At 63.0% G+C, this 26,303-nt stretch carries 28 protein-coding genes and 4 tRNA genes; 5 read left to right on the top strand and 27 right to left on the bottom strand.

The window, feature by feature from the left end; genetic code table 11:
- Together Q0139_RS02385 and Q0139_RS02380 are read right to left on the bottom strand one after the other, a co-directional pair.
- Nucleotides 1-1,023: cbb3-type cytochrome c oxidase subunit I (locus Q0139_RS02385; RefSeq protein WP_298016759.1), on the bottom strand; the 1,023-nt coding region annotated here is incomplete at its 3' end.
- A 79-nt stretch (nt 1,024-1,102) separates the two neighbouring features.
- Nucleotides 1,103-1,852 carry a helix-turn-helix domain-containing protein gene (locus tag Q0139_RS02380; protein WP_298016757.1) on the bottom strand — a complete coding sequence of 250 codons (750 nt, stop codon included), beginning with the start codon at nt 1,850-1,852 and terminating at the stop codon, nt 1,103-1,105.
- A 93-nt stretch (nt 1,853-1,945) separates the two neighbouring features.
- On the opposite strand from Q0139_RS02380, the gene Q0139_RS02375 reads away from it, so the two are divergent.
- A complete protein-coding gene (locus Q0139_RS02375) occupies nt 1,946-2,614 on the top strand; it encodes an OmpW family outer membrane protein (RefSeq protein ID WP_298016755.1) in 669 nt (222 codons plus the stop codon).
- Nucleotides 2,615-2,958: 344 nt separating this feature from the next.
- On the opposite strand, the gene Q0139_RS02370 is transcribed toward Q0139_RS02375, so the two are convergent.
- Nucleotides 2,959-3,035 (bottom strand) — tRNA-Met (locus tag Q0139_RS02370).
- 137 nt (nt 3,036-3,172) lie between these two features.
- Between Q0139_RS02370 and Q0139_RS02365 the strand changes: the two genes are divergently transcribed.
- Complete coding sequence (locus Q0139_RS02365; protein ID WP_298016753.1) at nt 3,173-3,583, top strand: DUF3775 domain-containing protein; 411 nt, start codon at nt 3,173-3,175, stop codon at nt 3,581-3,583.
- Here Q0139_RS02365 and Q0139_RS02360 read toward each other — a convergent pair whose 3' ends face one another.
- From Q0139_RS02360 to Q0139_RS02350, 3 genes are read right to left on the bottom strand one after another with little or no spacing between them, the layout of a single operon-like run.
- On the bottom strand, nt 3,584-4,093 hold the full coding sequence (locus Q0139_RS02360; RefSeq protein WP_298016751.1) for a 2'-5' RNA ligase family protein: 510 nt from the start codon (nt 4,091-4,093) through the stop codon (nt 3,584-3,586).
- Complete coding sequence (locus Q0139_RS02355) at nt 4,090-4,647, bottom strand: NTP transferase domain-containing protein (protein WP_298016749.1); 558 nt, start codon at nt 4,645-4,647, stop codon at nt 4,090-4,092. Before Q0139_RS02355 ends, Q0139_RS02360 begins: the two co-directional genes overlap by 4 nt.
- Nucleotides 4,648-4,652: 5 nt before the next feature.
- A complete protein-coding gene (locus tag Q0139_RS02350; protein WP_298016747.1) occupies nt 4,653-6,554 on the bottom strand; it encodes a potassium transporter Kup in 1,902 nt (633 codons plus the stop codon).
- A 170-nt stretch (nt 6,555-6,724) separates the two neighbouring features.
- Between Q0139_RS02350 and ald the strand changes: the two genes are divergently transcribed.
- Nucleotides 6,725-7,819 (top strand): alanine dehydrogenase, encoded by a 1,095-nt coding sequence (ald, locus tag Q0139_RS02345; protein WP_298016746.1) that lies wholly within the window; start codon nt 6,725-6,727, stop codon nt 7,817-7,819.
- Here the strand turns inward: ald and Q0139_RS02340 are convergent.
- The 7 genes from Q0139_RS02340 to ccmC are packed head-to-tail and all read right to left on the bottom strand — an operon-like array spanning nt 7,809 to nt 12,663.
- Nucleotides 7,809-8,483 carry a tetratricopeptide repeat protein gene (locus Q0139_RS02340; RefSeq protein ID WP_298016743.1) on the bottom strand — a complete coding sequence of 225 codons (675 nt, stop codon included), beginning with the start codon at nt 8,481-8,483 and terminating at the stop codon, nt 7,809-7,811. The two genes, ald and Q0139_RS02340, sit on opposite strands and share 11 nt — an antisense overlap.
- Complete coding sequence (locus tag Q0139_RS02335; RefSeq protein ID WP_298016766.1) at nt 8,483-8,905, bottom strand: cytochrome c-type biogenesis protein; 423 nt, start codon at nt 8,903-8,905, stop codon at nt 8,483-8,485. Before Q0139_RS02335 ends, Q0139_RS02340 begins: the two co-directional genes overlap by 1 nt.
- Nucleotides 8,905-9,456, bottom strand: coding sequence for a DsbE family thiol:disulfide interchange protein (locus Q0139_RS02330; RefSeq protein WP_298016740.1), 552 nt, complete (start codon nt 9,454-9,456; stop codon nt 8,905-8,907). Before Q0139_RS02330 ends, Q0139_RS02335 begins: the two co-directional genes overlap by 1 nt.
- A complete protein-coding gene (locus Q0139_RS02325) occupies nt 9,453-11,375 on the bottom strand; it encodes a heme lyase CcmF/NrfE family subunit (RefSeq protein ID WP_298016737.1) in 1,923 nt (640 codons plus the stop codon). Before Q0139_RS02325 ends, Q0139_RS02330 begins: the two co-directional genes overlap by 4 nt.
- Entirely contained in the window at nt 11,372-11,800 is a 429-nt protein-coding gene (gene ccmE / locus Q0139_RS02320) for a cytochrome c maturation protein CcmE (RefSeq protein ID WP_298016734.1), read from the bottom strand. The genes Q0139_RS02325 and ccmE overlap by 4 nt, the downstream gene beginning before the upstream one ends.
- On the bottom strand, nt 11,797-11,934 hold the full coding sequence (locus Q0139_RS02315) for a hypothetical protein (RefSeq protein WP_298016731.1): 138 nt from the start codon (nt 11,932-11,934) through the stop codon (nt 11,797-11,799). The genes ccmE and Q0139_RS02315 overlap by 4 nt, the downstream gene beginning before the upstream one ends.
- Nucleotides 11,935-11,946: 12 nt before the next feature.
- A complete protein-coding gene (gene ccmC, locus Q0139_RS02310) occupies nt 11,947-12,663 on the bottom strand; it encodes a heme ABC transporter permease CcmC (RefSeq protein ID WP_298016728.1) in 717 nt (238 codons plus the stop codon).
- A 125-nt stretch (nt 12,664-12,788) separates the two neighbouring features.
- Here ccmC and Q0139_RS02305 point away from each other — a divergent pair, with 125 nt between their 5' ends.
- On the top strand, nt 12,789-13,667 hold the full coding sequence (locus Q0139_RS02305) for a DMT family transporter (RefSeq protein ID WP_298016719.1): 879 nt from the start codon (nt 12,789-12,791) through the stop codon (nt 13,665-13,667).
- On the opposite strand, the gene Q0139_RS02300 is transcribed toward Q0139_RS02305, so the two are convergent.
- The 10 genes from Q0139_RS02300 to Q0139_RS02255 form a co-directional block, all read right to left on the bottom strand.
- Entirely contained in the window at nt 13,668-14,714 is a 1,047-nt protein-coding gene (locus Q0139_RS02300; RefSeq protein WP_298016712.1) for a Glu/Leu/Phe/Val dehydrogenase dimerization domain-containing protein, read from the bottom strand.
- Nucleotides 14,715-14,757: 43 nt separating this feature from the next.
- Nucleotides 14,758-14,834, bottom strand: a tRNA-His gene (locus Q0139_RS02295).
- Nucleotides 14,835-15,076: 242 nt separating this feature from the next.
- A tRNA-Val gene (locus tag Q0139_RS02290) sits at nt 15,077-15,151 on the bottom strand.
- 132 nt (nt 15,152-15,283) lie between these two features.
- The gene (locus Q0139_RS02285) at nt 15,284-15,556 is read right to left on the bottom strand and encodes an HU family DNA-binding protein (protein WP_298016707.1); all 273 of its coding nucleotides are present in this window, start codon (nt 15,554-15,556) and stop codon (nt 15,284-15,286) included.
- 162 nt (nt 15,557-15,718) lie between these two features.
- Nucleotides 15,719-18,130: an endopeptidase La gene (lon, locus tag Q0139_RS02280; protein ID WP_298016681.1), complete on the bottom strand. Its 2,412-nt coding sequence runs from the start codon at nt 18,128-18,130 to the stop codon at nt 15,719-15,721.
- 115 nt (nt 18,131-18,245) lie between these two features.
- Nucleotides 18,246-19,520, bottom strand: coding sequence for an ATP-dependent Clp protease ATP-binding subunit ClpX (gene clpX / locus Q0139_RS02275; RefSeq protein ID WP_298016674.1), 1,275 nt, complete (start codon nt 19,518-19,520; stop codon nt 18,246-18,248).
- Nucleotides 19,521-19,634: 114 nt separating this feature from the next.
- Entirely contained in the window at nt 19,635-20,267 is a 633-nt protein-coding gene (locus tag Q0139_RS02270; RefSeq protein ID WP_298016666.1) for an ATP-dependent Clp protease proteolytic subunit, read from the bottom strand.
- Between the two features lie 66 nt (nt 20,268-20,333).
- Nucleotides 20,334-21,245 carry a glycosyltransferase family 2 protein gene (locus Q0139_RS02265; protein WP_298016764.1) on the bottom strand — a complete coding sequence of 304 codons (912 nt, stop codon included), beginning with the start codon at nt 21,243-21,245 and terminating at the stop codon, nt 20,334-20,336.
- Between the two features lie 211 nt (nt 21,246-21,456).
- A complete protein-coding gene (gene tig, locus Q0139_RS02260; RefSeq protein WP_298016663.1) occupies nt 21,457-23,016 on the bottom strand; it encodes a trigger factor in 1,560 nt (519 codons plus the stop codon).
- A gap of 69 nt (nt 23,017-23,085) precedes the next feature.
- A tRNA-Leu gene (locus tag Q0139_RS02255) sits at nt 23,086-23,170 on the bottom strand.
- A 96-nt stretch (nt 23,171-23,266) separates the two neighbouring features.
- On the opposite strand from Q0139_RS02255, the gene Q0139_RS02250 reads away from it, so the two are divergent.
- Nucleotides 23,267-23,683, top strand: a complete 417-nt coding sequence (locus Q0139_RS02250) for a hypothetical protein (RefSeq protein ID WP_298016661.1) — start codon at nt 23,267-23,269, stop codon at nt 23,681-23,683.
- Here the strand turns inward: Q0139_RS02250 and Q0139_RS02245 are convergent.
- From Q0139_RS02245 to Q0139_RS02230, 4 genes are all read right to left on the bottom strand, one after another.
- Nucleotides 23,680-23,982 carry a hypothetical protein gene (locus Q0139_RS02245; protein WP_298016659.1) on the bottom strand — a complete coding sequence of 101 codons (303 nt, stop codon included), beginning with the start codon at nt 23,980-23,982 and terminating at the stop codon, nt 23,680-23,682. The genes Q0139_RS02250 and Q0139_RS02245 overlap by 4 nt on opposite strands.
- A 165-nt stretch (nt 23,983-24,147) precedes the next feature.
- Nucleotides 24,148-24,282, bottom strand: a complete 135-nt coding sequence (locus Q0139_RS02240; RefSeq protein WP_298016657.1) for a hypothetical protein — start codon at nt 24,280-24,282, stop codon at nt 24,148-24,150.
- Nucleotides 24,279-25,430, bottom strand: coding sequence for a M48 family metallopeptidase (locus Q0139_RS02235; protein WP_298016655.1), 1,152 nt, complete (start codon nt 25,428-25,430; stop codon nt 24,279-24,281). Before Q0139_RS02235 ends, Q0139_RS02240 begins: the two co-directional genes overlap by 4 nt.
- The gene (locus Q0139_RS02230; protein ID WP_298016653.1) at nt 25,427-26,155 is read right to left on the bottom strand and encodes a hypothetical protein; all 729 of its coding nucleotides are present in this window, start codon (nt 26,153-26,155) and stop codon (nt 25,427-25,429) included. Before Q0139_RS02230 ends, Q0139_RS02235 begins: the two co-directional genes overlap by 4 nt.
- Nucleotides 26,156-26,303 lie beyond the last annotated feature (148 nt).

The following is a 26,303-nucleotide window of genomic DNA, read 5'->3' as shown; positions in this document are numbered from 1 at the left end:
CGAGAAGGTCATGCCCAGCGTCTGCGCCCATTCCGGCAGCGCCGTATAGTGCAAATGGTGGGGTCCCGCCCAGATATAGATGAAGATCAGCGTCCAGAAGTGGACGATGGAGAGACGGTAGGAATAGACCGGCCGCTCCACCCGTTTGGGGATGAAATAATACATGATCCCGAGGAAGCCCGCGGTCAGGAAGAAGCCCACCGCATTATGGCCATACCACCATTGCGTCAGCGCATTCTGCACACCGGAAAAGACGCGGTAGCTGAACGAGCCGAACGGATCGACGGGGATCGACAGATTGTTGACCAGATGCAGGACCGCAATCGTCACGATGAAGGCGAGATAGAACCAGTTCGCCACATAGATATGCGGCTCCTTGCGCTTGAAGATCGTGCCCATGAACACGATCAGGTAGGCGACCCAGACGACCGTCAGCCAGAGATCGACATACCATTCCGGCTCGGCATATTCGCGGCCCTGGGTGATGCCCAGAAGGTAGCCGGTGGCGGCCATGACGATGAACAGCTGATAGCCCCAGAAGACGAACCGCGCGAGATTGGGAAACGCCAGCTGCGTACGGCAGGTGCGCTGCACGACGTAGAAGCTGGTCGCCAGCAGCGCGTTGCCGCCAAAAGCGAATATCACAGCGCTCGTGTGCAGCGGGCGCAGTCGACCGAAGTTGAGATAGGGTTCGAAATTGAGCTGCGGGAACGCCAGCTGAGCGGCGATGAAAACACCCGCCAGAAGGCCCGCAAGTCCCCAGAACATCGTGGCGATGACACCCCAGCGAATGGGATCGTCGTCATACCGCGAAGGACCGTCGGGAAGCTTGAAGAAGCCCCGCGCCTTTCCCAGCGGATCGAACCGCGATGCACTGACCCAGACCATCACGAAACCGAGAGCCGCGATAATCCAGGCGTGCGCCGCGAAACCGCTGTCCGCCGCGCCCAGCGCCGCCGCCATCGCAGCCAGCATGACCAGGAACCACAGGCCCACCCGGCCCAGCGCCGTTTCCGCTTGCATAGAATTCTCCGTCCTTTTGCAGGGGGTTAAGCGGACCGCCCACGAAGATCATTGACCCAGATCAAATTCGGAAAAGATTTCACGCGGCCTCGCGCAGGAAGCCCGCCCGGTCACGGAGGCTCTCCACGGCATTCAAAATCACGCCTGAACGGCCCACCGTCTCGATCACCCCGTCGTCCCTGAGCTTCGATAGCTGACGGCTGACGGTCTCGATTGTGAGCCCGAGACTGTCCGAGATATCACGGCGGGACATCGGCAATTCGAGCACCAGCCGGCCGTCCTGCTCGACCCCGATCCGCTCGGCCATCCCGATCAGGAACACGGCGATGCGTTCGCCCGCCGTCTTGCGGCCGAGCGCGATCGTCTTCTCGCGGCACCGGCGCAGCGAAAGCGTGGTGTTTTCCAGCAAATGGTGAAGGACCCCCGCTTCGCTCGATGCCAACCGGAGGAATTCGTCCGAGTCGAAAGCCAGGATGTCGCAGTCCTTGAGCGCGCTGACGGAGTAGGAATAGTTGTCGGGACCGGGGACAGTGAAGACCTCGCCGGCGAACTGGAAAGCGACGATCTGGTCGCGCGACTCTGACGCGTGCGCCACCAGCTTGGTGGCCCCGTCGACCACGAAGACGATCTGCTGGCCCGCGCCCGCGAAATCCAGTGAATGCGCCTTGGCGAGCTGGCCTGGCCGGGCGAGCGCCTGGAACCGGAAGTATACGGTATCCGACAGATTTGCGGGAAGTATCCGGTTGGCAAATCGCTGGAAGGGTTCGGCTGGTGTAATCATGAAGCCGCCCTCGCCCCGATAGGCCGGCGCTTCCTTGACCCAGATCAATGCCCGCAGAAATTTTCCGCGCCACAGGCGTCTGAGCGCTGCAACATCCCTGGGCCGCATGGGGCGGCCACTGCCGCGCTCGAGGACGATCGAATGAAGAAGTTTCTGGTAGCTGCGCTGGCCGGTACGGCAATGTTCGCCGCACCTGCCCAGGCTGCGGACAACGATGGCAAGCTGCAGGTAAAGCTGCTCGGCACCCTTGTCGCACCCGATGGCAAAATCACCGATATCAACACGGATATCGTGGGCCTTCCCGCCGCGACGCAGACCGAGGCGAGCGACAATTTCGTACCCACGCTGGCAATCGAGTATTTCGCGTCGCCGAATTTCTCGATCGAGACGATCTGCTGCGTGACACAGCATGATGTCGATGCGGTGGCCGGGCTGCCGGGTGCCGAACTGGTGTCAGACGCCAAGGTCATCCCCGCGACCTTCACCGCGAAGTACCATTTCGATCTCGGCGGCGTGAAACCCTATCTCGGTGCCGGGGCCACTTACTTTTGGTGGGTCGATGTCGAACCGGGTGCGGACACCATTCCGCTCGGTGTGACGCGCACCACGCTGTCGGACGAATTCGGCCTCGTGCTGCAGGCAGGTACCGATATCGCGCTTGGCGACAGCGGTCTCGGCCTGACGATCGACGCAAAGCGCTACTTCGTCGACACGACCGCGCGCTGGTATGCCGGTGATACGCTGGCGATCGAAACCGAGCACAAGCTCGACCCGTGGGTATTGAGCGCTGGCGTAAGCTATCGTTTCTGAACCAAGCCAGGCGGAATTAGCCTGTAACCTGAGAGCCTTGGCCCCCGGGCCATGGGCGAGACAGTTTTGGTGTCATTCAATCGCCCGCCGGAAGTCGTCTCGCAACGACTAGACACGGTGACGCTCAAAGCCGGAAACCTCGACCAGCAACTCTCGATTAAGTCACGCGAGACCCAGCTTGGAATGGCGGTAGAAGTAACCACGGCCCCGCAGGGCCCCGTAATGAAAGCCTATAGCGAAGGAGCGTATCTTATGGCGACGAAACGATCACCATCCCCTCCCATAGCAGCGATACGGAGATCGACGAGTTCTTCGGCGCATGTGACGCATGAGAAGTTTCAACTTGGTAGCGGAGGAGGGACTCGAACCCCCGACACGCGGATTATGATTCCGCTGCTCTAACCACCTGAGCTACTCCGCCACGGAAGGCGCCGCGAAACGGCTGCGCGGCCTATAGTGAGGGCGTGCGAGCCGGTCAACACGCGCGATGGATCGAACGGAACCGGGCGCCGCCAGAGCGCGTTGGTCTGGGCGAAACGGAACTGATGGAGCGCCGCCATGGAACTCGAAACACCATTGGATACGATTTGCCGGTTGATCGTGCGGGCACGCGAGTGGGACTCGCAGGTCCCCGAAAACGATGAAGAGGACGATCGGGACGATCCGGTGTCCACCGACGATCAATATGACGTCATGCTCGATGAGAAAAACGAAGCCGTCGAGACGGAAATTCAGGCATTGCTCGATGATTTGGCGGACGACGAGACGGCGGAAGTGCTTGCGCTGGCTTGGATCGGCCGTGGCACTTTCGAACCGGAGGATTGGGAGGACGCGCTGGCCGAAGCGAGCGACGGTGAACGCAACGATGCGGCAGACCAGCTGATGGATATGCCGATGCTCGCCGCTTATCTCGAAGCCGGACTCGCGGCTTTCGGTATGAGCTGTGAGGGTATCGGTCAGCTCGACTGATCAGCCGGAAAATCGGTGCTCGGACAGTGGCTCCCACGGGCCGCCGCGATAATACCAGCTTGCGAGACCCGCGATTGCAAGCGGTCGTGGAGAGAAGCCTTCTGACAGTTCTTCATGGAGAGCCCGTGCGGCGTCTGGCGTAACCTTGTTCTGAACCGTGATGTGCGGGCGCCAGTCCGCCTGATCCTGCGGCGTGAGAAGTCCGGCAAAAGCCGATGCGAGTTCGTCGCGCAACGCCGCCAGTTTCTCCGACTCAATTCGATAGGCGACGCCTTTGCCGAGCTTCATGACGTCGCGAAGCTGCGCCGTCGGAGCCGGATATTCGCGTGTGAGGGCCGCAAGCCGCTGCTTCAATTCCGGTGCAACGCTCGGCGGCAGATGGTGGAAGAGCGTCACATGGACGGGCAGAAAATTGCGTTCGGGCGGGAAATGGCGTTGCCGCAACGTATTGAGCCAGGCAAAATCTTCCTTCCCCAGCAAGGCGGTGACGATAATCGGGGCATCGCTCATCGGACGGGAACCGGCCTGAGAGCCGGTGGCCGGTCGATATCGGCGATCGCACCCCGCCCGGTGGGCAGGTTTTGAAGCCGATCCACGGCCAATGCCGGTTTCCCGTCCGTCAGGCGCGCCAGCGCGGCGCGCGGGTTGCGAATCAATACGGGATGCCCCGGTTGCCCACGATATATGGCGCGCGCATCGCTACGCGGCGATGAACGCGCGACCTTGCGCACCTGGCCGATGTCGAGTGCAGGCATGTCGCCGAGCAGAACGAGCGCCGATCTCTCCAGCGGCCTCAGCGCGCGCAATGCCGCCGCCAGGCTCTGACGCCGCGATGCGTTTTCCGGCGGAACCTCAACCGTCGAAATGCGCGGACTTTTGAGCAGTGGCAGCCGTTTCAACGGCGACATGGTGCGCATCACCACCAGCACTCGCGCGCAATCCGATCGGAGCGCGGTCCGTATCGCATGTTCCGCGAGCAGACGGCCCCGATATCGGACGACCAGCTTGTCCCGAGCTCCGAAACGCCGGGATCGGCCAGCCGCAAGGACGATAGCCGCGCGCATCGCGGTCAGATTTCGACCTGGCTCCCCAGCTCGACGACGCGGTTCGTCGGCAAGCGGAAGAACTGCATCGCACTTTCCGCGTTGCGGAGCATCCAGGCGAAAATCTTCTCCCGCCAGGGCGCCATGCCGGGTGTTTTCGACGTCAGCAGAGTCTGCCGCGCAAGGAAGAAGCTCGTTTCGATCATACGGAACGGGGGGCCGCACACGGTCAGCTTTTCGAGCGCGAGCGGTACGTCGCTGTCCTGCATGAACCCGTAGCGAAGGATGACGCGATAAAATCCCGAGCCCAGATCCTCGACGGCACTGCGCTGCGAATCGGGAACGAAAGGTTGGTCGAGGATCATCACCGTCAGGAGGACGATGCGCTCATGGAGCACCTTATTGTGTTTCAGGTTGTGGAGCAGCGCATGCGGCACGCCTTCCGGCGCCGTCGTCATGAACACGGCGGTGCCAGGTACGCGGGTTGCCGAACCGGCGGCAGATTTGACGAAGACCTGCACCGGCATGGCAGCTTCGCGCATCCGGCCCCGTAACAGTGTCCGGCCCTTCGCCCATGTTGTGAGCAGCGTGAAGGCGATCACGCCAATCAGCAGCGGGAACCAGCCGCCATAGGGGACCTTGGTGAGGTTCGCGGCGAAATAGGCGATATCGACGACGAAGAAGACGGCGAGCAGCGGAATCGCGAGCCACGGCTTCCACTTCCAAAGCCCGAACAGAACGACCGCGAGCAGGCAGGTGTCGATCAACATCGCGCCGGTCACCGCAATACCGTAGGCGGCGGCCAGATTGCTCGAATTCTCGAAGATCAGGACGAGCAGAATGACCATGGACAGCAGCGCCCAGTTGATCACCGGAATGTAGATCTGGCCCATCGACGAGGCGCTAGTATGCGTGATCTTGAGGCGCGGGATGAAGCCGAGCTGGATTGCCTGTTGCGTGACCGAGAAGGCGCCGGAAATCACCGCCTGGCTGGCGATAATCGTCGCCATCGTCGCCACGAAGACCATCGGCAGGCGAAACCATTCGGGCGCGAGCATGTAGAAGGGGCTGGAGATCGCCGACGGGTCGGAAGCGAGCAGCGCCCCCTGCCCCAGATAGTTGAGCATCAGCGCGGGAAGCACGATCGCCATCCAGGAAAGGCCGATCGGCTTGCGGCCGAAATGCCCCATATCGGCGTAAAGTGCCTCGGCACCCGTCACGGCGAGCACGACCGAACCGAGCGCGAGAAATGCCGCCCAGCCATCGATCATGAAGAAGTTGAACGCATACCAGGGATTGAGCGCAAGAAGGATGCCCGGGTCTTGCATGATGCTCAACGTTCCGAGCACGGCAAGAATGGTGAAATAGACGAGGATGATCGGTCCGAAGAGTGCACCGACGCGCGCCGTGCCGAAACGCTGGATCGCGAACAGGCCGATCAGGATGAAGATCGCGATCGGGATAACCAGCGGCGCCAGCGATCCCTCGACGACAGCCAGTCCCTCGACGGCCGAAAGGACCGAGATCGCAGGCGTAATCATGCTGTCGCCGTAGAATAGCGCGCAGGCGAAGACGCCGAGCAGCACGATCCCCCGCGTCCACGGCATATTGCTCCGGGCCCTGCGCGATATGAGCGCCAGCAGCGCCAGGCTGCCGCCTTCACCGTTATTGTCCGCGCGGGTCAGGATGATGATGTATTTGATCGTGACGACCAGCATCATCGACCAGAAGATCAGCGACAGCACGCCCATGATATGGATGCGGTCGAGCGACAGCGGGTGGTGCCCCGCGAAGGTTTCGCGAAACGCATAGAGCGGACTGGTGCCGATATCGCCATAGACGACGCCGATCGCGCCGAGCGCGAGCTTGGCGATATTTCTGTCGCGATGCGACCCGTCCTCCGAAAATTCGGGATTGGACTCGCTCATAATGCCTGTCGCGGACCCTCGACACTGTGCCGGGCGCGGAAAAGCTCGACTTCCCTGTCGATTCCGCGCCAAAGCGCGCGCCCTATCACTTGAATCGATGTGCGGCAATGCGCGACAATTCCCCCACGTCCCGCTATATGCCGCGCATCCAATCATTTCAGGAGGCGTGAATGCGCGTCGGAGTTCCCAAGGAAATCAAGAATCACGAATATCGCGTCGGTTTGACCCCGGCATCGGCCCATGATGTCATCCAGGCTGGCCACGAGGTGATCGTCGAAACCAAGGCCGGCACCGGCATCGATTTCGACGATGACGACTATCGCGCCGTCGGCGCGCGCATCGTCGATACGGCTGCGGACGTGTTCGCCGAATCGGACATGATCGTGAAGGTGAAGGAGCCGCAGGCACAGGAAATCGCCATGCTCGAGGAGCGGCATATCCTGTTCACCTATCTCCATCTGGCAGCCGATCTGCCGCAGACGGAGGGGCTGATGAAGTCGGGCGCCACCTGCATCGCCTATGAGACCGTCACGAGCCCCAATCGCTCGCTGCCGCTATTGAAGCCGATGAGCGAGGTGGCGGGGCGAATGTCGATCCAGGCCGGCGCGCATTATCTCGAAAAGGAGCAAGGCGGTCGCGGTATCCTGCTTGGCGGCGTACCCGGCGTGCAGCCCGCCAAGGTGGTCATCATCGGCGGCGGGGTTTCAGGTCTCAATGCCGCGCAGATGGCGGTCGGCCTGCGCGCCGATGTGACGATCTACGACATCTCGAACGATCGGCTCGCTGAACTCGACACCCATTTCGGCAATCAGATCAAGACCGGCTACGCTTCGCAGGCAGCGATCGAAAAGGCCGTTCAGACCGCGCATCTCGTGATCGGTGCGGTGCTGGTGCCGGGCGGCGCGGCGCCCAAGCTGGTGACGCGCGACATGCTCAAAACCATGAAACGCGGCTCGGTCATCGTCGACATCGCCATCGATCAGGGTGGGTGTTTCGAAACCTCGCGCCCGACGACGCATGACGATCCGGTCTATGAAGAAGAGGGCGTCATCCACTATTGCGTCGCCAATATGCCCGGGGCCGTGGCGCGGACATCGACCTTCGCGCTGAACAACGCCACCCTGCCCTATGTCATCCAGTTGGCGAGCAAGGGGCCCGACAAGGCGATGGCGGACAATGTCCATCTCGCAGCCGGCCTGAACGTCTCAGACGGCAAAATCCGGCATCAGGCGGTCGCCGATGCTTTTGGTCTGCCTATGAACTAGGGGCTTCGCCGCCCTCGGCCGTTTCGTCTTCGCCTTCGGGCATGACGGGACGGCCAAGCGCGCGCGAAATGCCGAGCAACCGGTTTTCGAGATCGGCGCGATAGGGTGCATCCTCGGGCGTGCGTTCAAGCAACGCGCGCCACACTTGTGCCGCATCCTCATATTGCCCCGCCTGCGCCAGCGCGAGGCCGATGAAGAAGGGCGGGCCCGGATGTTCGGGGTCGAGCTGAGCGGCGCGCTCGAACGCAAGCTGCGCCGCGGGGTTCATTTGCCCATCGCCATGGAGAAGCAGCGCGTTGCCGTATCCGACCCACAGATCGGCATTTTCCGGGTCGGTCTCGATTCCGTTCCATACCGCATGCGCTGCCGATTCATGATCGCCGCGCCGGTTGAGCGCTTCGGCCATCACCAGCCAGTGTCCGGCGGTTCCCATGCCCGGATCAGTGAGATTCTCGTCGAGATCGGCCGTGCCTTCGGCAGGAATATCGCGCGCCGCCACCGTTGGCCGTCCCTCGAGCATCGGGCTTCCCTGCCAGGCATAGCCGGCAAGGCCGACCATCAGCGCGGCGCCGAGCCACTCGAGCCGCGTCCCGCGAAACGAGGCGAGCCGGACGAGCCAGAACAGGATCAGCCCGATCAGGAGGACGATGGCGAACCAGCCCATCAGCGATCGCCCCTGTTCTTGCGGAAGCGTCCCCGCGCCAGCCAAAGGCCGGTGCCGAGCAGCAGCAGCGGCAGAAGCCAGAGCGGCCATGTCACGGCATCGAAGGGCGGTTCATAAGTCACCCAGCGGCCGTAGCGGTCGACAAGCCATTGCCGGATCGCTTCCGGCTCCTCACCCGCCGCGATCCGCCGCCGAACCAGTGCGCGCATGTCCTGCGCCATATCGGCATCGCTATCGGCGATCGACTGGCCCTGGCAGACGAGACAGCGGAGCGACTCCATCAACTCGCGTGCCTCGGCCTCCTGCGCGGGATCGGGGAGCTGCTCGTTCGCCCATTGCGCATCGGGAAGGCGCGATTGGGCGTTGGCCGGCCCGGCATATGATGCAAGCATCAGGCACAGCATGATGGCAAGCAACCGGATCACCGCGCATCCTCCAGTGCCTGCATGATCACGGGCACGTCCTCGGGCCGGATTTCGCCGATATGCTGGTGCCGGATCACACCTTCGCCATCGACGACGAAGGTTTCCGGCACGCCCGACGATCCAAATGCAAGCTGCACCCGGCTATCCACATCGGCGCCGATCCGCTGATAGGGATCGCCGTAGCGCATCAGGAAGTTGGAGATATCTTGCGGCCGGTCGCGGATGGCGATGGCGTCTATGCTCACGCCGCGTTGCTGCAAGGCCGTGAGCTGCGGCGCTTCGGTGATGCACGGCAGGCACCAGCTGGCGAAGACGTTGACGAGGCGCGGTTCGCCGGTCGCCAGGTTCGCGCTGGTCAGGCCCGGATGATTGGAAACGGCAGGATCGAGCGCGAATTCGGGAACCGGCTGCCCCACCATCCGCGATTCGATCGTCTTCTGCTGCGGGTTCGCGTTGCCGAAGAACAGCGCATAGCCGAAGAAAAGGATGAAGATACCGGCGATACCGAGCGGCACCCAGAGGATCAGGCGGTTCGATTCGCTTGTCATCCGTGCGCCTCCCGCAGCGCAGAGCGGCGTTCGCGCCGGACGCGGCCGACAAGGGAGAGCAGCCCGCCAAATGCGATCATACCGCCGCCGAGCCATATCAGCGTCACGAACGGCTTCCACCACAGGCGCAGCTGCCAGCGGCCCTGCGCATCGCTGTTGCCGAGCACGGTATAGAGCTGTCCGTCCCACGAGGTCGCGATGGCGGCTTCGTTCGTTTCGGTCGGCGGCGAGGCGAACATGCGGGCCTGCGGCATCAAGCCGAAGGGTTCGCCATCTCCGCGCGTTACCGCGAGCTGCCCCTCGATCGCCGTCCAGTTCGGCCCAGCTACCGGATCGACACCGACGAACCGCACCGTATAGGGGCCGACCTCATGCTCCTGCCCCGGCGTCGTCGCGACGAGAACTTCCTCGGTAAAGGCGCTTTCCGACGCCATGCCGGCAAGCGCCACGGCAATGCCGAGATGCGCGATCACCATTCCATAGGTGAACATCGGCGTCCGGCGCAGGTTGCGCTTCCAAAGCGGCGCGACGCTGGCGGCCCCGACGCCGACGGCAAGGACGATGCCGAGTGTCGGCAGGATACCGATCGGCGAAACGAAGAACATCAGTCCGGCAAAGGCGAGCGCGGAAAACAGTATCGGAAAGGAAATGCGGTTGATCAGGTCGCGCCAATCGTCCTTGCGCCAGCGCAGCAGCGGCCCGAGCGCCATGATCGCGATCAGGATCAGCGCGAGCGGCCCCGCCGTGCTGTTGAAATAGGGCGGGCCGACAGAGAGCTGTTCGCCCGTCAGCGTTTCGACGAACAGCGGATAGAGCGTGCCGATCAGCACGATCCCAAGGATCGCGGTGAGCAACAGGTTGTTAGCGACAAGCGCCCCTTCCCGGCTGACGGCCTGGAATTTCTTGCCCTCGCGAACGGTTCCGACCCGTAGCCCGTAGAGCAGCAGTGCGCCGCCGATATAGAGGACGAGGAGCGCCAGGATAAATGATCCCCGGCGCGGATCGACGGCGAAGGCGTGGACGCTGGTCAGGATGCCCGAGCGCACCAGAAACGTCCCGATCATCGACATCGAGAAAGCAACGACCGCCAGCATCACCGTCCACGCCCGCAAACTGTCGCGCGTCGCCAGAACCGTAACCGAATGGAGCAGCGCTGTCGCCGCGAGCCAGGGCATCAGCGAGGCGTTCTCCACCGGATCCCAGAACCACCAGCCGCCCCAGCCGAGCTCATAATAGGCCCAATAACTGCCCGCCGTGATGCCGAGCGTCAGGAATATCCAGCTGCCGAGCACCCAGGGACGCATCGCCCGGGCGAAATCGGCGCCGACATCGCGAGTCATCAGCGCGCCGACCGCGAAGGAGAAGGCGACCGAAAGCCCGACATAGCCGAAATAGAGCGTCGGCGGATGGAAGGCCAAGCCTGGGTCCTGCAGCAGCGGGTTGAGGCCCATGCCCTCCTCGGGCGCCGGGGTCGACCGCGCGAACGGGTTGGAGGCGAAGAGCAGAAAGGCGTAGAAGCCGAGGCCGATCGCCGCCTGCGCCGCCAGCGTGGCGATCAGCGTGTTCTCGCGCAGCCGCCTCTCGAAGAACGCGACAAGGCTGCCCGCCACGCTGAGCACCGTCACCCAGAGCAGCATCGAGCCTTCGTGATTCCCCCAGGCACCGGCAAATTTGTAGAGCCAGGGTTTTTCCGAATGGCTGTTCCGCACCACGAGTTCGACCGACAGGTCGGTGCGCAGGAACAGCCAGATCAGCATCAGGAAGGAGATTGCGGCGAGCAGCCCCTGCACGACCGCCACCGGCCGCACGGCGGCGGCGAGATCGTCGCGACCGCGCACGGCCATGATGCCGAAAACGAGCTGCAGCGCACACAGCGCCGTGGCCAGCCAGAGGGCCGCTAGTCCGGTTTCCGCTATCACGAAGCCGTCGCCTCGCTCGCCATGTCTTCCATCGGCGGCGGCATGTAATTCTCGTCATGCTTGGCGAGGATGTTGTCCGCTATGAACACGCCGTTCGCGTCGAATGCGCCTTCCGCGACGACACCGCTATTCTCCTGGAACAGGTCGGGCGTGATCCCGGAGAAGCGCACCGGGACCGTCGCCTCGCCATCCTCGACGATGAACGTGATGGTCACACCATCGGGCAGATGTTCGATCGAGCCCTCGGCTACCATCCCGCCGAGCCGGATCGATTGGCCCGGGGGCACCGGTTCGACGGCGATCTCCGCGGGTGTGCGGAACAGGGCGGCATTGTCGCGCAGGCCTGCCAGCGCGAGAAAGCCCGCGCCGATTACGGCCACCACCGCAATGACGGCAAGAGTTAGCCGCTGATGCTTGGCCTTCATCGCCTGTGCTCCTTCCGCAGCGCATCCGCCTTGTTTTCACGCGCACGCATCACGGCCATACTCCAGCCCAGAAGCGCGAGCGTCGCGCCGATCGTGATGCCATAGGCGGCGACGATGAAAGGCCAATGATCCATCCCCCTGCCCGCCTATCCCTCGGCCATCCGCCGCAGGCGCGCTTCGATCCGCACGCCCGCAATGATCGTTCGCATCCGCATGAGGACGATCGCCGCGAAGAGTAAGGTAAAGCCAGCCATCGAAACGAGCATCGGCCAGAGGATCGCCATGTCAATCGTCGATCCCTGCAGCGTGATGCTCTGCACCTGATGGATCGAATTCCACCATGTCACCGAATAATGAATGATCGGCAGGTTGATCGCGCCGACGATGCCGAAGATCGCAGCCATCTTGCTCGTCCCGCCCTGCTCCTCGCTGGCCGAAGCAAGCGCGATATAGCCGAGATAGAGGAAGAACAGCACGAGAGCCGATGTCAGCCGCCCGTCCCAGACCCACCAGGTGCCCCAAGTCGGCCGCCCCCAGATCGAACCGGTGATCAGGCCCAGCGCGGTGAACATCGCGCCTGGAACAGCAATGGCGCGGCCGGCAATCCCGGCAAGCGGATGCTTCCAGACAAGCTGCATCACCCCGGCGACGAGGATTCCCGCCCATCCCGCCATGCCGAGCCAGATCGTCGGGACATGGACGTACATGATGCGGACGCTGTCGCCCTGAAGATAGTCGGGCGGCGTGTAGAACAGGCCCGCGCCCAACGCGAACGCGATCGTTGCCAGCCCCAGGACGAGAAACCAGGGCGTCAACGGTCTGGCGATATTGAGAAACCGCGTCGGATTGGCGAAACCATGCATGTTGCGGACCGCTTAGCGTAGCATCCCCGCGGAGAAAAGCTTAGGCAGAACGGAAATCGCCAAACCGCATCGAAAGTTTTTACCTCCAAGTGACTCCGCCCAACGCTTCCGCACCGCAAAACGCGATGGCCGGGATCGGGCTGCGCATCGGTGCGGCTTCGGCAATGGCGCTGATGGCGGCAACGGTGAAGCTCGGCGCCACGTCATACGGCCTGCATCCCGTCGAGATGCTCGGATGGCGCTTCATCTTCGCGCTGCCGCTGACGATGCTGTTCGTGGCGACGCGGCCGGGCGGGCTGGGCCTGTTCCGCACCGGTCACAAGCTCGCCCATGTCTGGCGCGGTGTGCTCGGCATGGTGACGATGGGGTTCGCCTATTGGTCGCTGATGCTGTTGCCGCTTGCCGAAGCGACGGCGCTCAGCTTCGCCGCGCCGCTTTTCGCAACCATTCTCGCGGCGCTGCTGCTCGCGGATCGGGTCGGGTGGCACCGCTGGAGCGCCATCGTGCTCGGCTTTGCCGGTGTCCTCTTCGTCATGCAGCCGCAGCACAGCGCATTGCCGGCCAAGGGGCTCGCGGTCGCTGTTGTCGCAGCCTTTCTGGTCGCCTGTGTAAACATCACGATCCGCCAGATCTCCCGCTACGACCCGCCCGAGACAACCGTGCTCTGGTTCACGACGATTTCGGCGCTCTGCCTCGGCTGCGTGATGCCGTTCGTCGCCGAACCGCATACCGCGGGCGAATGGCTGCTGATCGTCTGCATCGCGCTGTTCGGCGGTACGGCACAGATGCTGCTGACCGCATCGCTGAGCGTGGCGCCGGTGCCGGTCGTCGCGCCGTTCGATTACACGCAGCTGGTCTGGGCGGTTACGCTGGGCTGGATCATGTTCGGCGATCTGCCGCCGGCAACGACCTGGACCGGCGCGGCGATCATCGTCGCCAGCGGGCTCTATGTGCTGATCCGTGAACGCCGGTCGTCGCGCATCGTTCGCGTGCCGGAGGGCTGATCAGCGGCCGATCAGCTGCTTGGCGATCCGATCGGCCACGGTGGAAGCCGGGTCGCCCGTCGCGGCGCTTTCCTGCCAGACCTGCTCGAGCCGCTCCGGGATCTTGCCGATCCGCGCCTCGACCTCGGCGCGGTCGCCCTGACCGAGATATTCGAGCCCGACATTGATAATGCCGCCAGCGTTGATCACGTAATCGGGCGCATAGAGGATTCCGCGTTCGAAAATCCGGCCGCCGTCCTCACGCGTCGCAAGCTGATTGTTGGCGCCGCCAGCGACCGCCTTGCATTGCAGCCGCGCGATGCTGTCGGCATCGAGCACGGCGCCGAGCGCGCACGGGCTGACGACATCGGCGTCGACGAACAGAATCTCGTCGACCGAAACCGTGTCGGCACCCAGTTCCTCCGCCAGCGCCGCAACGCGCGCGTCGACCGTATCGGCGAGCGTGAGCCGGGCGCCCTGCTCGGCGAGCAGCCGCGCAAGTCCGCCGCCGACACTCCCGACGCCCTGGATCGCAACGTGAACGCCTTCGAGGCTGTCCTGATCGAGCGCGCGGTTCACCGCCGCCTTGACGCCGAGGAACACGCCAAGCGCCGTCGACGGCCCGGGATCGCCGCCTGCCTCACCCTTTTCGACCGGCAGGCCCGACACATAGTCGGTCTCGCCCTTGATCACGACCATGTCGTCGTCGGTGATGCCGACATCCTCTGCCGTCACATAGCGGCCGCCGAGCGTATCGACCGCACGACCGAAGGCGCGGAGCATTTCGGGCGTTTTCGTGCGCGTTTCATCGGCCAGCAAAACGGCCTTGCCGCCACCCATGGGGAGACCGGCCATCGCGTTCTTGTAGCTCATACCGCGAGACAGGCGCAGCGCGTCGGTGATCGCCATCGCGGAGTCGGGATAGTGCCAGAAGCGCATACCGCCCGCGGCATTGCCCAGATGCGTAGAATGGATGGCGATGATCGCGCGCATCCCGCTGTCCGGATCGTGAAACAGATGGACGCCCTCATGGTCGTCGTAATCGGGGAGATCCCAGGGGGCGGCCATGTTATACTCGTCTAGCTGCGGTGCGGAGAAAACCCGCGGAAAATGGGGCGACCGACGGGACTTGAACCCGCAACCCCTGGCATCACAAGCCAGTGCTCTAACCGATTGAGCTACGGTCGCCGCGAAGGCCGTTCCGGCCGGTCGCGCACATAGTCCCTACGGCCCGGTCAGGTCAACGCATTTGAAACATAGTTGCGCGGGGTTTCTAGCCTGTTCGATGGCGCGAATCGAACCCGTCAGGGTTCGCAAGGCCAAACGGCCGCCGCGCCTTGTTGGCGCGAAAGCCAAGGCTGCGGATGCAGCCGCCCGGCGTTCGAGGCTCAATCAAAGAAGCCAGCCGGAGCTGCGTAAGCAGCGAAGGCTGGTGGGCGCGGCTGGGATTGAACCAGCGACCCCTGCCGTGTGAAGGCAGTGCTCTCCCGCTGAGCTACGCGCCCGAAATCCGGAGGCCGGTTGACGCTTCCGGAAGAAAAGGGGCGGACGCCCTGAACAGGTGTCCGCCCTTTCCATCGGCAAATAAGGCCTTGCCGCAGCCCCGTCCATCCTTGGCCGGACAGAAAAACGCGTCTTTAGTTGACGGCGTCCTTGAGTGCCTTGCCCGCCTTGAACTTCGGCTGGGTCGAGGCGGCAATCTGCATCGGCTCACCCGTGCGCGGGTTGCGGCCCGTCGAGGCTTTGCGATGCGAGGTCGAAAACGTGCCGAACCCGACGAGGCGGACTTCTTCGCCTTTGCCGAGCGCGCCCGAAATCGTATCGAAAACGGCTTCGCACGCCTTGCCGGCGTCCGCTTTGCTCAGGCCCGCCGAATCGGCAACAGACGAAATCAGTTCCTGTTTATTCATGCTCTCCGCACCCCTTGATTGTAGTGAGCTCTTAATACGCGAGTCTCACGGTGTTTTGGACGACGGGCATCTAAGTCCATTTGGCGGGGGCATGTAAAGCCCAAATACCGAAAAACACCCGCAAAACGGCGCTTTTTTCCAAATTGATTGGATAATTTTCGGTCAATGACGAATGGAAGGCTCGCTTTCACCGCCGACAGAGGGCGGCATCGAAGGATTCGGATCGGTCGCAAGATCATCCGCTTCGGTCCATTCGATGGCTGCGAGCGGCGCCGTCAACGCCTTGGCGAGCACCTCGTCGACATGGGCGACCGGTACGATCTCGAGGCCATCCTTGATGTTGTCCGGAATTTCCGCGAGGTCTTTCTCGTTCTCTTCGGGGATCAGCACCGTCTTGATGTTGCCCCGCAAGGCCGCAAGCAGCTTTTCCTTCAATCCGCCGATCGGCAACACGCGTCCGCGCAGCGTCACTTCGCCCGTCATGGCGATTTCGCGATCGACCGGAACACCGGTCAGCGTCGAGATCATCGCCGTGACCATTCCGACGCCGGCGGACGGACCGTCCTTCGGCGTCGCGCCTTCGGGCAGATGGACATGGATGTCCTTGCGCTGAAACAGGCTGGGCTTGATGCCATAGCTCGGCGCGCGCGCCTTGACGAAGCTCATCGCCGCCTGAATCGATTCCTGCATGACATCGCCGAGCTTGCCGGTCGTCTTGATCTGGCCCTTGCCGGGCACGGTGACCGCCTCGATCGTCAGCAATTCGCCGCCGACCTCGGTCCATGCCAGACCCGTCACGGCACCGACCTGGTCTTCGTCCTCCGACACACCGTAGCGGAATTTCTGTACGCCCAGGAAATCGGCCAGATTGTCAGGCGTGACTTCGACGGTTTCGGCGTCCTTTTCGAGAATTTTGCGTAGCGCCTTGCGCGCGAGCTTGGCGATCTCGCGCTCGAGCGTGCGGACGCCGGCTTCACGCGTGTAAAGCCGGATCATTGCTCGCAGACCGGCATCGGTCAGCGTGAACTCGCCGTCCTTCAGCCCGTGTTGCTCGATCTGTTTCGGGATCAGGTGGCGCTTGGCGATCTCGACCTTCTCGTCCTCGGTGTAGCCGGGCAGCCGGATGATCTCCATCCGGTCGAGCAGCGGCTGCGGCAGGTTCAGCGTGTTCGCCGTCGTCACGAACATGATGTCCGAAAGGTCGAGGTCGATCTCGAGATAATGATCCTGGAACTTGTCGTTCTGTTCGGGATCGAGCACCTCGAGCAGCGCCGATGCCGGATCGCCCCGGAAATCCTGGCCCAGCTTGTCGATCTCGTCGAGCAGAAACAACGGGTTCCAGCTGCCGGCCTTTTTCAGGTTCGTCGCGATCTTGCCGGGGAGCGAGCCGATATAGGTGCGCCGATGGCCGCGAATCTCGGCCTCGTCGCGTACGCCGCCCAGCGACTGGCGAACGAATTCGCGCCCCGTCGCGCGCGCGATCGATTTGCCGAGCGACGTCTTGCCGACACCGGGCGGGCCGACGAGGCACAGGATCGGGCCTTTGAGTTTATTGGTGCGCGCCTGCACCGCGAGATATTCGACGATCCGGTCCTTGACCTTTTCCAGTGCATAATGATCCTCGTCGAGCACGGTCTGGGCTTCGCCGATATCCTTTTTCAGCTTCGATTTCTTGCCCCAGGGCAGGCCGAGCAGCGTGTCGAGATAGTTGCGGACGACCGTCGCCTCGGCGCTCATCGGCTGCATCGATTTCAGCTTCTTGAATTCGGCCTCGGCTTTGGACCGCGCTTCCTTGGAGAGCTTGGTTTCCTTGATCTTCTTGCCGAGCTCGGCGATCTCGTCGCCCTCTTCGCCCTCTCCGTCACCCAGCTCGCGCTGGATCGCCTTCATCTGCTCGTTGAGATAATATTCGCGCTGGGTCTTCTCCATCTGGCGCTTCACACGGCCGCGAATCTTCTTCTCGACCTGTAGCACGCCGAGCTCACCCTCCATGAAGGCGAACGCCATCTCCAGCCGCTTCGCCGGGTTGCGTTCGACGAGCATCGACTGCTTGTCGGAAACCTTGGCGCCGATATTGGCGGCGACCGCATCGGACAGGCGCGACGGCTCGTCGATTTCCGTCAGCTGGACGGCGGTTTCTTCGGGAATTTTCTTGTTGAGCTTGGCATAGTTGCCGAACTGTTCGACCGTCGAGCGCATCAGCGCCTCGGTCTCCGGCCCCTCGGCCTTTTCGTCCTCGAGGATCGTGACATCGGCAATGAGGTGTTCGTCGCGATAATGCAGTTCGTCGAGATTGGCGCGCTGCTGTCCCTCGACAAGCACGCGCACGGTGCCGTCGGGCAGCTTCAGCAATTGCAGCACCGTCGCGGTCACGCCGATATCGTACAGTGCCTCGCGATCGGGATCGTCCTCGCCCGGATCGAGTTGGGCAACCAGAAAGATCGTCTTGTCCGCCGCCATCGCGCGTTCGAGCGACACGACCGATTTGTCGCGCCCGACGAACAGCGGCACGATCATATGCGGAAACACGACGATGTCGCGTAGCGGCAGGGCGGGAAGCGATTGCTGACTCATGGTAACTCCGAAATGCGGGGGCGCGAGGCCCGTTTGACCACAATATGGAGCCCCTCCCCACCCCGTTCAACGGGTCGGGGTGCTTCGAGCGGGGATGGCAGGTCTTTTGCCGTGGCTAGGCGGCGTCGTCCGCGGTTTTCTTGTCGGCTTCTGCAAAGACGCGAACGGGTTCCTTGCGGCCCTCCACCACGTCCTTGTCGATGACGATTTCGTTGACACCCTCCATCGACGGCAGGTCGTACATCGAATCGAGCAGGATACCTTCCATGATCGATCGCAGGCCGCGCGCACCGGTCTTCCGATCGATCGCCTTTTTCGCGATCGACGACAGCGCGTCCTCGGTGAATTCGAGATTCACGTCCTCCATCTCGAACAGCTTGGCATATTGCTTGACCAGCGCGTTCTTCGGTTCGCTGAGGATCTTGATCAGCGCATCTTCGTCGAGATCGTTGAGCGTGGCGAGCACCGGGAGGCGTCCGACGAATTCGGGAATCAGGCCGAATTTGAGCAGATCTTCCGGTTCGACATGGCGAAGCACTTCGCCGACACGGCGCTCGTCGGGCGCTTCGACGATAGCGCCAAAGCCCATCGACTTGCCCTGCATGCGGTCCGAGATGATCTTTTCGAGGCCCGAATAGGCGCCGCCGCAGATGAACAGGATGTTGGTCGTGTCGACCTGCAGGAATTCCTGCTGCGGATGCTTGCGGCCGCCCTGCGGCGGAACGCTGGCGACCGTGCCTTCCATCATTTTCAGCAACGCCTGCTGGACACCCTCGCCCGATACGTCGCGCGTAATCGAGGGATTGTCCGACTTGCGGCTGATCTTGTCGATCTCGTCGATATAGACGATCCCGCGCTGGGCGCGCTCGACATTATAGTCCGACGCCTGGAGCAGCTTGAGGATGATATTCTCGACGTCCTCGCCCACATAACCGGCTTCGGTCAGCGTCGTCGCGTCGGCCATTGTGAACGGCACATCGAGGATCCGGGCCAGCGTCTGGGCGAGCAGCGTCTTGCCGCAGCCCGTCGGCCCGATCAGCATGATGTTCGATTTCGCCAGCTCGACATCGGCGCCTTTCGCACCGTGGTTGAGCCGCTTGTAATGGTTGTGGACGGCGACCGAGAGAACGCGCTTCGCCTGCCCCTGCCCGATGACATAATCGTCGAGTACTTCGCAGATTTCCGCCGGCGCCGGAACGCCGCCATCGCCCTTCTTGGCCGAAATCGCGCCCTTGGTCTCTTCGCGTATGATGTCGTTGCAAAGTTCGACGCATTCGTCGCAGATGAAGACCGTCGGCCCCGCGATCAGCTTGCGCACCTCGTGCTGGGACTTGCCGCAGAACGAGCAATATAGCGTGCTCTTCGAATCCCCGCCGCTCAATTTCGTCATAACCCAATCCTTTCGGCCATCCCGCCATGGCCGCACACTTTCTAACCCGCCAGAGGCAGACGGGACAATGGTTTATTGCACATAGATGTCGCCAACGCCTTAACTGCTCGGCGATCAGTCCCCGCTCTTGTCCGCGTCGGCGGCTGCGGGGCGCTTTTCATAGACCTCGTCGACCAGCCCGAACGCTTTTGCTTCATCGGCCGAGAAGAACTTGTCGCGCTCCATGGCATCCTCGATCTCTTCGATCGGCTTGCCGGTATATTTGGAGTAGAGCTCGTTCATCCGGTGCCGCGTTTTCAGCAGTTCCTGCGCGTGAATTTCGACATCCGCGGCCGTGCCCTGCATGCCCGAACTCGGCTGGTGGATCATGACCTTCGAATTGGCGAGCGCGACGCGCATGCCGGGTTCGCCTGCCGCCAGCAGGAACGACCCCATCGACGCGGCAAAGCCGACACAGACGGTGCCGACGCGCGGGCGGATATATTGCATCGTGTCATGGATCGCCATGCCCGCCGTGACCGAACCGCCCGGCGAGTTGATGTACATGAACACGTCCTTTTTCGGATTTTCCGATTCGAGGAACAGCAGCTGCGCGGTGATGACCGACGCCATATTGTCTTCGACCTGGCCCGTCAGGAAGATGATCCGGTCGCGCAGCAGGCGCGAGAAAATGTCGAAGCTGCGCTCGCCGCGGTTCGATTGCTCGATGACCATCGGGATGAGCGCATTGGAGATGGGGTCGTTCATGTCGTGCCTTTCAGGGAAATCTTCACGCGCCAACATCGCGACTCTGATCCGCCGCTTCAAGACCCGTTATTCACCCGGTGCGGGAAAAGTCAGATAGGCCAGCCTGCGCAGCTCTCGGCGCCCGCGCACGACCGTGTCGAGGATCAGGCCGGCAAAGAAGCTCAGCGTGGCCAGGATGACCAGCCCCGTGCAGAGAATGGCGGTCGGCATGCGCGGAACGAGGCCCGTTTCGGCATAGGTGATCGCGAGCGGCACGGCGAGAATGATCGAAATGGCGGTGAGCAGCGCCGCAATCACGCCGAAGAACGACACGGGCCGCTCCATCCGGAACAGCGTCATCATCGTATTGAGGATGCGCCAGCCGTCGCGATAGGTCGAAAGCTTCGACGTCGAACCTTCGGGCCGCGCGCCATAGTCGGTCACGATCTCGGCAACTGGCATCTTCAGTTCGAGCGCGTGCACGGAGATTTCGGTCTCGATCTCGAAACCCTGGCTCAGCACCGGGAAGCTCTTCACGAAGCGGCGCGAGAAAACGCGATAGCCGGAGAGGATATCGTTGAAACTGCGGCCGAACAGCTTGGCGAGGATGCCGGTCAGCACTTTGTTGCCCAGCTTGTGGCCCGAACGATAGGCGGCGTCGACTTCGGTGCGCCGGGCGCCGACGACCATGTCGAGCTGCTCATCGATCAGTTTCTGAACCAGTTCGGGTGCGGCGCCGGCATCATAGGTCTCGTCGCCATCTGCCATGACGTAGATATCGGCATCGACGTCGGCGAACATGCGGCGGACGACATGGCCCTTGCCCTGCATCCGCTCGCGGCGGACGATCGCACCGGCAGCGTCGGCCACGGCGGCGGTCCGGTCCGAGCTGTTATTGTCGTAGACATAGATGGTGGCCGTGGGCAGCGCGGCGCGGAAATCGGCGACCGTGCGCGCAATCGCTGCTTCTTCGTTATAGCATGGCAGAATGACCGCGATGGAAGGCTGACGCCCTGCAATCGGCGCGATCGAGCGATCGGCGATGAATTCCTTGAACTGCTGCACCGGGCACCCCTTGCTGCGCCATAACGACAGGCGCAGTTTTAGGGCCGGAATGGTTAACTAAGCGTTGGGATCGGCGCGCAAAGGCAGCGAACAACCAAAGCCCAGAAGTCCGATGACGGCTACTAGGTAATCGCGCCGGAAGGGCTTAGCTCTCGCTTTCATCCTTCGCTGCAGCGGCTTTCTTGGCCGGAGCCTTCTTGGCGGGAGCCTTTTTAGCCGGGGCTTTCTTCGCAGCGGGCTTCTTTGCCGCAGTCGTCTTGGCGGCCGGCTTTTTGGCCGGTGCCTTCTTGGCGGTCGAAGTCGATTTCGCGGCGGTTTTCTTGGCCGGAGCCTTTTTGGCGGGCGCCTTCTTCGCCGCCGGCTTGGGCGTTTCTTCTTCCTCGGCCTCGATTGCCGCTTCCAGCTCCTCGCGGGTCACGGTGCGGTCGGTGATTTCGGCCTTGTCGAACAGCCAGTCGACGACCTTGTCCTCATAGAGAGGCGCGCGAAGCTGCGCGGCGGCCATCGGATCCTGCCGGATATATTCGATGAACTGCTCGCGCTGTTCCGCCGGATAACGCTGCGCGGCCTGCGCGAGAAGCTGATTCATCTCGTTCTGGTTGATCTGGACGCCGTTCTTCTGGCCGATTTCGGAGAGAAGCAGCCCGAGCCGCACGCGGCGTTCGGCAATCTTCTTGTAATCGTCCTTTTCGGCTTCCATTTCCTTCCTGGCGGCCTCGGGGTCTTCCTCCTGCGCCGATTCCTGTTCCAGCTGCTGCCAGATCTGGCCGAATTCCGCCTCGACCATCGACGGCGGCACCGGGAAGTCATGGTCGCCGGCCAGCTTGTCGAGCAGCTTGCGCTTCATGTGCGTGCGGGTGAGGCCGTTCAGTTCCTGCTCGACCTGGCCCTTCATCAGTTCGCGAAGCTGGTCGATGCCCTCGAGACCGAGCGACTTGGCGAACTCATCATCGGGCTTGGCGTCGACGGGCTTGCGGACTTCGCCGACGGTGACGTCGAAAACCGCGTCCTTACCCTTCAGATAGTCGACATTATATTCGTCCGGAAAGGTAACCTTGACCTGCTTTTCGTCATTGGCCTTCACGCCGACGAGCTGGTCCTCGAAGCCTGGGATGAGCTGGCCCGAACCGATGGTGACGGGCATGCCTTCACCGGTACCGCCTTCGAACGGCTCGTCGTCAACCTTGCCGACGAAATCGATGATAACCTGATCGCCTTCCTTCGCCTTGTACGTCTTGGCGGCGGCTTCGTAGCTCTTCTGGTCTTCGGCCATGCGGGCGATCGCGTCTTCGACGGCCTTGTCGCCGGCCTCGACGGTCAGCCGTTCCAGCTTGATGCCGTCGATCTTCGCTTCGGGAATCTCGGGTAGAACCTCGACCTTCATCGAGAGCTTGATATCTTTCCCGCTCTCCCAGTCGTCCGGCATGTCGATTTCGGGCTGCATCGCCGGGCGCAGTTCGTTTTCGCTGATCGCGGACTGGATGCCTTCCTGGATCGCCTTGTTGACCTGCTCCTGCTCCATCGCCTCGCCGTGCATCTTGCGGACGAGATTGGTCGGCACCTTGCCGGGGCGGAAACCGGGCATCCGCACCTGCGGCGCGATTTCCTTGAGCTGCTTGTCGACGCGCGCTTCGATCTCCGAGAACGGGATGGTCAGCGTATATTCGCGCTTCAGGCCTTCGTTGAGCGTTTCCACGGTCTGCATCGGTCTATCAAAATGCCTTCTTTATGAGGAGTTTCGGAGCGGTTCTTTGCATGGGATATGCGGCAAAGCTGGTGCGGGCGAAGGGACTCGAACCCCCACATCTTTCGATACTTGGACCTAAACCAAGCGCGTCTACCAGTTCCGCCACGCCCGCAAGAGGACCGCCGGTCGGCGCGCGATATAGCAGTAACGCGCGCAAGGGCAAGCCGGGAGCTTTACGGCATCGGGGCAAAACGATAGCGATTGCGGGATGAAGCAATGCATTCTCTCTTTGGTCGCGGTTGCTGCGGCCACCAGCCTTTCCGCTTGTGGCGGAGATTCCGGCGGCGGCGAAACCGATGCCGTGAGCCAGGCCGTCGAGTCCGGCATCCTGTCCAAGGCCTATCTCGAAGGCGAATGGTGCTACGATCACTATGAAGCCGATGGTCAGGTCGAACAGGAACAGATCGGCTATCGTTTCGATGCCGATGGCGGTTTGATGTATCAGGCGGAAAGCGGCGGTCCGATCGACCAGGAGGGCAGTTACGAGATCGGCAGGCGCGGCCTCACGATCATCCCCGCCTTCGACGCCTTTCCGCCGATGCGCGCGGTGTCGATCGATGCCGACCGGCTGACCCTGCTCGCGATGGAAGCGCAGCTGGTCTGGACGCGCGGTCCCTGCGCCTAGCTATCCGGTGCGATGCGAGCGCTTGTGACGATCGCCTCGTAATCGGCGAGGCCGTTTTCGAAATAATGGATTTCGGGCGCTTCGAAAGTGATCATGTAGAGGCGGCCATCGATGACGGCCCCGGTCGCCCTACCCTCACGCCGGATTTCCTCGCCGCGCAGCGTATAGTCGTAATCGAAGCGGAAGCCCTGCTGGCCGGCGAAATCGGCGGGAGCCATCGCGCCCATTACGAACAGCGCGGTGCCGGAGGCGACGCGATAGCTGCTTTCGAACAGCGCCGCGATCTCCGGGGGAAGCATGGCGGCGCGGAAGCGCGGCAGGGGTCGTTCCCGACGGTCGGTCTCGCGGAACAGCGTCTCGCCGTCGGCGATCCCGCCATAAAAGGTGATCTCGTTGAGTCGTGGCCCGTCGAGCGTCCACAGTTCGGCGTTCTTGCCGGGGCCGGTGAGTGTTCCGGCGCGGTTTCAGGCGTTCGGCGCGGTCACGACCAGGTTCGAATTGCCGACCTGAAGCGGTTCGCCAGCCGGCGCGATCCGATACCCCACTGCGCAGGAGGCCAGCAGCAGCAAGAGGCAAAGCAGGCCGGTGCGCGCCGTCATGACGTCACCCCGGCGAGCATCGCGACCATTGCCGCGTCCTCGGCATCGGGCCGCAATGCCAGATACTGCCGGAGCGCCGTCCGTCCTTCCTCCTGCCGGTCGAGCCGCAGCAGCGCATAGCCGAGGCCGCGCCACGCCTCGGCCATATCGGGCCGCATCAGGAGCGCCGCCTCATAGGACCGCGTCGCCGCGTTGAAATCGCCGGTTTCGCCGCGCCGCCGCATCAGTTCGGCCTCGGCATAGCGCAGCTCCGCCGTCCACCCATCGGCGGCCAGCGCGTCGAGCAAATGCCGGGTGGCACCATAGTCGTTGAGGTTGATCTGGTCGTCGACGATCGCCTGCCAGTGCGGCGCGAGCATGAGCGTGTAGCGGTCGCGATAGCGTTCGCCGCCCTCGCCCGCCGCCTCGGCGAGCATGCGCAGGTCGACCATCCGGTCCTCGGACAGCGGATGTGTGCCGAAAATCGCGTCCTCGCCGCGCCCGTCATGGCCGCGATCCTCCGCCCGGGCGTCGCGCTCGTCGCGGATCTGCGCCCAGATGCGCGAGGCCGCCATCGGATCATATCCGGCGTCGACCAGCAGGCGCACCGATTCGGTGTCCGCCTCGCGCTCCATCTCGCGGGTATAGGAAAAGAGCGAGCTGATCATCGCGAGCTGTCCTGCCGTAGCCAGCAATCCGCCCCCGGCGACGAACAATTCGATGCCGAGAAAGCTCATCACGTTCGTGCGGTCTCGCACGGTGCGAAACATCTGCAGCGAATGGCGGTTGCGATAATGGGTGAATTCATGCCCTAGGACGGCGGCTAACTGCGCCTCGTTGCGCACGCGCAGGAAAAGACCGGACCATATTTCCATCACGCCATTGGGCGCCATCGACGCGTTGAAATAGGGCGTGCGGACGATGTAGATGCGGATGTCCTCGCACTGGTCGCCGGCGATCCGGCAGAAGACCTCGTTCACATAGGCGTTGAGGCCGGGATCGCGCATGACGAAGTTCGATCGCTGCAACTGCCGCTCATATTCGTCCATTACCATCCACAGGCCGCGCTCGTCCTCGTCCTGGGGCTGGTAGCCGCTGACCGTTTGCGCGCCGGCCGGCGTGGCCAGCAGCGCCAGCGCAACGGCCGCTCCGATCGCCTGCCGGATCACGACGCGTCCGCCTCCCCCGCCCTTGTGGGCATCTCCCGCAACAGGCTGTCCACCGTCGAACGCGCGCCTTCGGGGCTGCGAATGTCGCCGACCGAGGAGGAGAGTATGTTGAACCAGACGATGTCGCCGGTCTCGAGCTCGACGAGGCTGACATAGGCGAAACGCTGCCCGCCCGACGGCGCGAAGCACAGCCCGATCAGACATCCCGCCCATCCCAGCACCTGCAGCGCCACGCGCTCGTCGGAGGAAAAGCTGTCGCGCGCCGTCAGGAACAGCGCGTAATTGCCGCCCCCCAACTCGCCGATCCGCGCCGCGCCCGGCCCCAGCGTCCAATCGAACCCCTCTTCGCCCTTGGTCGGCAGCCTTTCGCTACCATAGCGGAACTCGGCGATCGACATGGCGACGGCCATGTGCAGCCGCTCGTAATCGGCGACAAGGCGTGCCGCGTCGCCCTGTTGGTCGGGGAGCAATACCATCGATGCGCCGCGTTCGGACAGATTGGCGGCGAGCCCGGACAGCAGGTTCGTCTGCGCCTCTTCGGTCCAGTCGACGCGCGGCTCGATCACGCCACCTGCGTTGAGCAGCCCGACCTCGACATCGGGCCGCATGACGACGATCCGCATGTCCCGATCCGCCGGAATGGCATAGCCCTGCGGCCCGTAGCCCCGGACGCTGGTGCACCCGGCAAGGATGAGTGCGAGCGAGAGGATAGCGGCTCGGATCATCCGATACAGGCTAAACCGTTCGGGAGGCCGAGCAAAGTGCCACATTTCCGTCATTCCCGCAAAAGCGGGAATCCCGCTACCTATGTCCGTTTAAGAAACAGCGATCCTTCGGGAGCGGAAGAGAGCAGGATTCCCGCCTTCACGGGAA

It is taken from the genome of uncultured Parasphingopyxis sp. (assembly GCF_937129435.1).
GTDB lineage: Bacteria > Pseudomonadota > Alphaproteobacteria > Sphingomonadales > Sphingomonadaceae > Parasphingopyxis.
Note: the sequence above shows the minus strand (reverse complement) of the source record. Positions and strands in the feature narration are given on the sequence as shown.